Consider the following 6,189-nt stretch of genomic DNA (forward strand, 5'->3'; position numbering starts at 1 on the left):
GGTGCCTGCATCGCGGGCAAGCCCGGCTCCCACACTAGCCAGCTCCCACAGTTGATCGCTATTGATCTTAAGTGCGCAGGTGGGTCAGCGGCAGTTCGGTGCTGTTGAGTACCTGGTTGAGTACAAAGCTCGATCGCACACTGGTCACCCCATCGATGCGGGTGAGATGCCCCAGCAGCAACTTCTGATAGTGATCCATATCCGGCACCACCACCTTCAACTGATAGTCAGCATCCATCCCCGTCACCAAACTGCACTCCAGCACTTGCGGCAGCGTCCGGATCGCCGCCTCAAAGTTCTCGAAACGCTCCGGGGTATGCCGGTCCATGCCGATCAGCACATAGGCGGTGAGGCTCAGGCCCAGCATCTTGCGGTCGAGCAGGGCGACCTGGCGGGCGATGTAGCCGTCGTCTTCCAACTGCTTGACCCGGCGCGAGCACGGCGATGGCGACAAGCCGATGCGTTCGGCCAACTCCTGGTTGGAGATCCGCGCGTCACGCTGCAATTCCGCCAAAATACTCAGGTCGTATCGGTCAAGCTTGCTCATTGGGTTGGCCTTTGTCGTAACTATTGCGGTGAATTATCTATGAAGGGTTAAAAATTGCGCAAGCACTGTTTATTGACGCAATCTTCGCAATCATCTGCCGGGCGCTGGCGGGTATCTTTATCAACAGAATCACCGCCTGGACAAACAGTCCACAGCAGCCCGCCCAATCAGGTGCGCTGCGGCCGCCGCCCCAGCAGGGTTGAGCCGGCCTCCAGGCTGCACACTGTCCACAAGACGGCGTGAGGTGAGCCAACGTCAAAAGCGTTGAGCACGGACGAAGTTCTCAAGGGGTGGCCGACGGGTCACCCCTTTTCTTTTGCCTGCGAAAATGTTTCTCGTGACTGATAACCTGTCCGAGAACCGGGCCGTGCTTTTCCAGTCTCATGGACAGGCCCTAATCCGCAGTGAGGAATAGCATGAAGCGCATCTGGCGTTTGACAGGTGTAGGTTTGCTGATGGTCACCGTTGGCGCGCAAGCGCTGGCCGACGAGCGTGATAACACACCACGCCCTGAAGGCGGGGGTCAGCATGAGCGCGGCCAGGGCGGCGGCCGACAGCAGGGCAATGAACAGCCACGCCCACAGAACAACGCACCACGGCCGGAAAATAATCAGCCACGGCCAGAGAACAATCAGCCTCACCCGCAGAATCAGCATTTCGAACAGCGCGGTGGCCAGAACGACCATTGGCAAGGTCGCCAGCCGGGCAATGAGCCGAGTCGGCCCGTGCAGCAGCCACAACCGCAGCCGTCAAACAACCTGCCGATCCAGAGCCGCCCCGACACCGTGCGCCAGACCCAGGAACCGCGCCAGGGCAACTACCGCGATATCCCCCGCCGCAACGACGGCAACCAGCACTGGGAAGCTGGCGGCCCCGGCTCGCGTCCAGGCAACAATGGCGGCGGCTACAACAATAACCGCCCTGGCGACAACCGCTGGCCGGGCCGCCCCGACGGGCACGGCAATGGCTGGGGCCCCGGCCCGCAGCATCGCCCTGGGTATGTGATCGACCGCTTCCCCGACCGTAACTACCGCGTGCCTTATCGTGGCCAGGATTACTTCTTCTCCGGTGGCTACTGGTATCGCCCGCAGGGCCCGCGTTATGTCGTGGTGACGCCACCGTACGGCATCCGCGTGCAATACCTGCCGGACTACGCGCGGGAAGTGTGGGTGGGCAGCGCGCTGTTCTTCCTCGCGGCCGGTGCCTATTACACCTACGAAAGCAGCTCCCAACAGTACGTGGTGGTGCAACCGCCCACGCAGGTGCCCGCGCCACAACCGGCGCCGCAGGGGAATGGCTACGACGTGGTGGCCTATCCCGCCAACGGCCAGTCACCAGCCCAGGTGCAGCAGGACGGTTATGACTGTTATCGCTGGGCCGTGCAGCAAAGCGGCTTCGACCCGCAACAAGTCACCTATGCCCCCGATCCGGCGGTGGTGCAAACCTACCGCCAGGCCCAGGGCAACTGCCTGAGCAGTCGCGGGTATCAGGTGCAGTACTAGGCTTTATTGCCTGTGACCACTTCCCGCGGGTCGGCGTGCACCAGCACTTCGGCACGCGGGTAGGCGTTATGGATCGCGTCGGCGGCCTGGTCGCTGATGGCGTGGGCCACCGACAGCGTCAACTCCCCCGGCAGCTCCAGGTGCAACTGCACAAACCAGTGGTTGCCCGAGATGCGCGTGCGCAAGTCATGGGCGCCGAGCACGCCCGGTACGCTGCGGGCCAGTTCCAGCATGTGCTGGCTCACGTCCGCCGGCAGTTCCTCATCCATCAGCACCGCAAAACTTTCCCGGGCGATCTGGATCGCACTCCACAAAATATAGGCGGCGATGCCCAGGCCGAACCACGCATCCACCTGATGAAAGCCCAGGCCGGCAATCACCAGCGCCACCAGGATGCTGCCGTTGAGCAGCAAGTCCGAGCGATAGTGCAGCGAGTCAGCCCGCACCGCATTCGAGCCGGTTTCGCGCACCACCCGGTGCTGCAGCATCAGCAAGGCCACGGTCAGCACCAGCGAAAAAATGATCACGCCAATGCTCAGCCACGGCGCGCCGACCGGTTCCGGGTGTTGCAAGCGCTCATAAGCCTGCAGCGCGATCAACACCGCACTGCCGCCGATAAACAGCGCCTGGGCCATGCCCGCCAGGGATTCCGCCTTGCCGTGGCCGTAACGGTGATCGTCATCGGCCGGCCGCAGGGCGTAATGCACGGCGATCAGATTCAGCAGCGAGGTGACGCCGTCCAGCAGCGAGTCGGTCAACCCGGCGAGCATGCTCACCGAGCCGCTGAGCCACCAGGCGATGGCCTTGGTGATGATCAGCGCACAGGCCACGCCAACCGACGCGCGGGTGGCCAGGCGCAGGAGCCTGGCGTGTTCGGGGCTGCTGGTCATAGGCGGGTCGAATCCTTAGGCGGCGGGTTGCAGGCCGAGGGAGGCGAGTTGTTGCACGCTGCCCTTGAACTGGATCATGCGCGGGTCGTCCAGCGGCAGGGTGTGGCCGGTTTCTTTCTGGATGATGGATTGCAGCTTGGCGTTATCGACCTTGCCGTCGGCGCCGATGGCTTCGTGGAGTTTCTCGGGCGCGACCTGCGCGGTTTTGCCCGGTTCGAAGTAGATCGCACCGGTGGCGAAGTCCACGCCAAAGGCGATCAGGCCAGGGATCACGTAGAACAACAGGCCCACGGCGTCGAGCACGGCAATCGTCGGGTCGATCTTGCCATCAATCTGGCCACGGCGATCCGGGTAGAAGATCGAACCGCAGGCCGTCAATTGGCTCAGCAGGGTGACGGCGAGGACACCGCCGATGACACGGGAAGCGATACGCATGGGGGAATCTCCTGAACATGTATTGAAAGTGACTATATGCCAGATCTGCTGAACGACGCCGATCCAATGTGGGAGCTGGCTTGCCTGCGATAGCGGTGTATCAGTGCCAGATTGGCTGGCTGACCCACCGCCATCGCAGGCAAGCCAGTTCCCACCTTTGATTGCATTCACAATTGAAGTGGGCGGCGTTTCTGAGACCGTCACCGGCACTCGGCCGTTCGCCGTTATACTCGCCGCTCTGCTTTGGAGCCAGTATGAATTCGTTGCCGATCGATGATGTTTTACCCGCCCTGCGTGACGCCTTGGCGAATCGCCATGAAGCCGTGCTGGAAGCACCGCCCGGTGCCGGTAAAACCACCCGCGTGCCGTTGGCCTTATTGAATGAGCCGTGGCTGGCCGGGCAAACCATCCTGATGCTCGAGCCCCGTCGCCTTGCCGCCCGCGCCGCCGCCGAACGGCTGGCCAGCGAGCTGGGGGAAAAGGTTGGCGAAACCGTCGGCTATCGCATCCGTCTCGACAGCAAGGTCGGCCCCAACACCCGCATCGAAGTGGTCACCGAAGGCATCCTCACCCGCCGCTTGCAGGACGACCCGGCGCTGGACGGCGTGGGCCTGCTGATCTTCGACGAGTTCCATGAACGCAGCCTCGACGCCGACCTCGCACTGGCCTTGAGCCTCAACGGCCGCGACCTGTTTCGCGACGAGCAGCCGCTGAAAATCCTGCTGATGTCCGCCACCCTTGAAGGCGAGCGCCTGTCCGGCTTGCTCGACGACGCGCCGATCCTGCGCAGCGAAGGGCGCATGTTCCCGGTGCAGATGCGCTGGGGGCGGCCGTACCAGGCCGGAGAATTTATCGAACCGCGCCTGGTGCAGACCATCCTTGAAGCACTGCATGACGAGACGGGCAGCGTGCTGGTTTTCCTACCGGGTCAGGCGGAGATTCGTCGGGTCAACCAGCAACTGGCTGACGCCCTCGGTGAACGCACCGACGTGCTGTTATGCCCGCTGCACGGCGAGCTCGACCTCAACGCCCAGCGCGCCGCCATCGACCCGGCACCTGCCGGCAAACGCAAAGTGGTACTGGCTACCAACATCGCCGAGACCAGCCTGACCATCAACGGCGTGCGCGTGGTGATCGACGCCGGGCTGGCGCGGGTGCCACGTTTCGACCCCGGCAGCGGCATGACCCGCCTCGACACCCAGCGCATCTCCCGCGCCAGTGCGACCCAGCGTGCCGGCCGGGCCGGGCGCCTGGAGCCCGGGGTGTGTTACCGGTTGTGGTCCGAAGACCAGCATGAAGGCCTCGCTGCTTACGGCAGCGCGGAAATCCTCGCCGCCGACCTGGCCGGCCTGGCCTTGCAACTGGCGCGCTGGGGCGTCACGCCCACGCAACTGGTGTGGCTGGATGTGCCGCCCACCGCCGCGTACGCCCAGGCCCAGGATCTGCTGGTGCGCCTTGGCGCCTTGAATGATGACAAACTCACCGCTCACGGGCAGAAAATGGCCGAGCTGCCGGCCCATCCGCGCATCGCCCATCTGCTGCTACGCGGGCAGGATCTGGGGCTGGCGACCACGGCATGTGACGTCGCGGCGCTGCTGGGCGAGCGCGATATCTTGCGCGGCGGCGGCGCGGATTTGCACAGTCGTCTGGCGTTGCTGTCCGGCGAAGAACGCGCCCGTGGCAGCCAAGGCGGCGTGCAGCGGGCCAAGCAATTGGCGCGGCAATACCGTGGCTATTTAAGGGGCAAGGCCACGCAACCGGTGGCCGACCCCGATCACCCGCGCTGGCTCGGCGCCTTGCTGGCGCTGGCCTACCCGGATCGCGTCGCTCAGCAGCGTCGCCCCGGTGGCGCCGAATATCGCCTGGCCAACGGCCGCGCGGCGCTGTTCGCCGAAGCCGACAGCCTGATGAAACAAACGTGGCTGGTGATTGCCGACCTTGGCAGCCGCCAGGGCCAGCGCGAAGAGCGCATCTACCTCGCGGCGGACTTTGATCCGGCGCTGTTCGATACGGTGCTCGCCGAGCAGGTGCGCAACGTCGATCAACTCGATTGGGACGAGCGCGAAGGCGTGCTGCGCGCCGAACGCCAGCGCAAAGTCGGCGAGCTGGTACTCAGCCGTGAACCCCTCACCGGCCTCGACGAAGCCGCGCGCAGCCAGGCGCTGGTCAACCTGGTGCGGCGCAAAGGCCTGGAATTGCTGCCGTGGACACCCGAGCTGCGCCAATGGCAAGCCCGCGTCATGCTGCTGCGCCATCTCGATGCCGGCAAAACCAGCGAATGGCCCGACATCTGCGACAGCGCCTTGCTCGCCGACCTTGAACACTGGCTGATGCCTTACCTGGGCAAAGTCTCGCGCCTGAGCCATTTCGCCAACCTGGATATTTCCAGCTTCCTGCACAACCTGTTGCCCTGGCCGCTGCCCCAGCGCCTCGACGAACTGGCGCCGCAGCACGTGAAAGTGCCGTCGGGCTCGTCGGTGCGTTTGGACTACAGCGAACAGCCGCCGATTCTGGCGGTGCGCTTGCAGGAATTGTTCGGGCTGGCGGACACACCGCGCATTGCCGGCGGGCGCCAGGTGGTCAAGTTGCACCTGCTGTCCCCGGCGCGGCGGCCGGTGCAGGTGACCCAGGATCTGGCGAACTTCTGGCGCAGTACCTACGCCGAGGTGAAGAAGGATCTGAAGGGGCGGTACCCGAAGCATTATTGGCCGGATGATCCGTTGGTGGCTGAAGCGACGGCGCGGATCAAACCCCGTAAGTAGCAACGACGGAGATCAACTGTGGGAGCTGGCTTGCCTGCGATAGCGGTGTATCA

The 6,189-nt window shown here is 64.2% G+C and carries 5 protein-coding genes; 2 read left to right on the forward strand and 3 right to left on the reverse strand.

The genetic code is table 11. The annotated features are described in order from the left end of the window. Positions 1–67 precede the first annotated feature (67 nt). Entirely contained in the window at positions 68–547 is a 480-nt protein-coding gene (locus B348_RS0108235; RefSeq protein ID WP_017735654.1) for an Lrp/AsnC family transcriptional regulator, read from the reverse strand. Positions 548–963: 416 nt separating this feature from the next. On the opposite strand from B348_RS0108235, the gene B348_RS0108240 reads away from it, so the two are divergent. Next, a complete protein-coding gene (locus B348_RS0108240; RefSeq protein WP_017735655.1) occupies positions 964–2,049 on the forward strand; it encodes a DUF6515 family protein in 1,086 nt (361 codons plus the stop codon). Here the strand turns inward: B348_RS0108240 and B348_RS0108245 are convergent. Beyond that, entirely contained in the window at positions 2,046–2,939 is an 894-nt protein-coding gene (locus B348_RS0108245; protein WP_017735656.1) for a cation diffusion facilitator family transporter, read from the reverse strand. The genes B348_RS0108240 and B348_RS0108245 overlap by 4 nt on opposite strands. Before the next feature lie 15 nt (positions 2,940–2,954). Further along, positions 2,955–3,374 carry a hypothetical protein gene (locus tag B348_RS0108250; protein WP_017735657.1) on the reverse strand — a complete coding sequence of 140 codons (420 nt, stop codon included), beginning with the start codon at positions 3,372–3,374 and terminating at the stop codon, positions 2,955–2,957. Positions 3,375–3,628: 254 nt separating this feature from the next. Between B348_RS0108250 and hrpB the strand changes: the two genes are divergently transcribed. Beyond that, a complete protein-coding gene (hrpB, locus tag B348_RS0108255; protein WP_017735658.1) occupies positions 3,629–6,136 on the forward strand; it encodes an ATP-dependent helicase HrpB in 2,508 nt (835 codons plus the stop codon). The last annotated feature ends 53 nt before the right edge of the window (positions 6,137–6,189 follow it).

It is taken from the genome of Pseudomonas sp. CBZ-4 (assembly GCF_000346755.1).
GTDB lineage: Bacteria > Pseudomonadota > Gammaproteobacteria > Pseudomonadales > Pseudomonadaceae > Aquipseudomonas.

Excerpts from the sequence above, each read along its gene's own strand:
- B348_RS0108235 (WP_017735654.1), bottom strand. The coding sequence starts at position 547 with ATGAGCAAGCTTGACCGATACGACCTGAGTATTTTGGCGGAATTGCAG.
- B348_RS0108240 (WP_017735655.1), top strand. The coding sequence starts at position 964 with ATGAAGCGCATCTGGCGTTTGACAGGTGTAGGTTTGCTGATGGTCACC.
- B348_RS0108245 (WP_017735656.1), bottom strand. The coding sequence starts at position 2,939 with ATGACCAGCAGCCCCGAACACGCCAGGCTCCTGCGCCTGGCCACCCGC.
- B348_RS0108250 (WP_017735657.1), bottom strand. The coding sequence starts at position 3,374 with ATGCGTATCGCTTCCCGTGTCATCGGCGGTGTCCTCGCCGTCACCCTG.
- hrpB (WP_017735658.1), top strand. The coding sequence starts at position 3,629 with ATGAATTCGTTGCCGATCGATGATGTTTTACCCGCCCTGCGTGACGCC.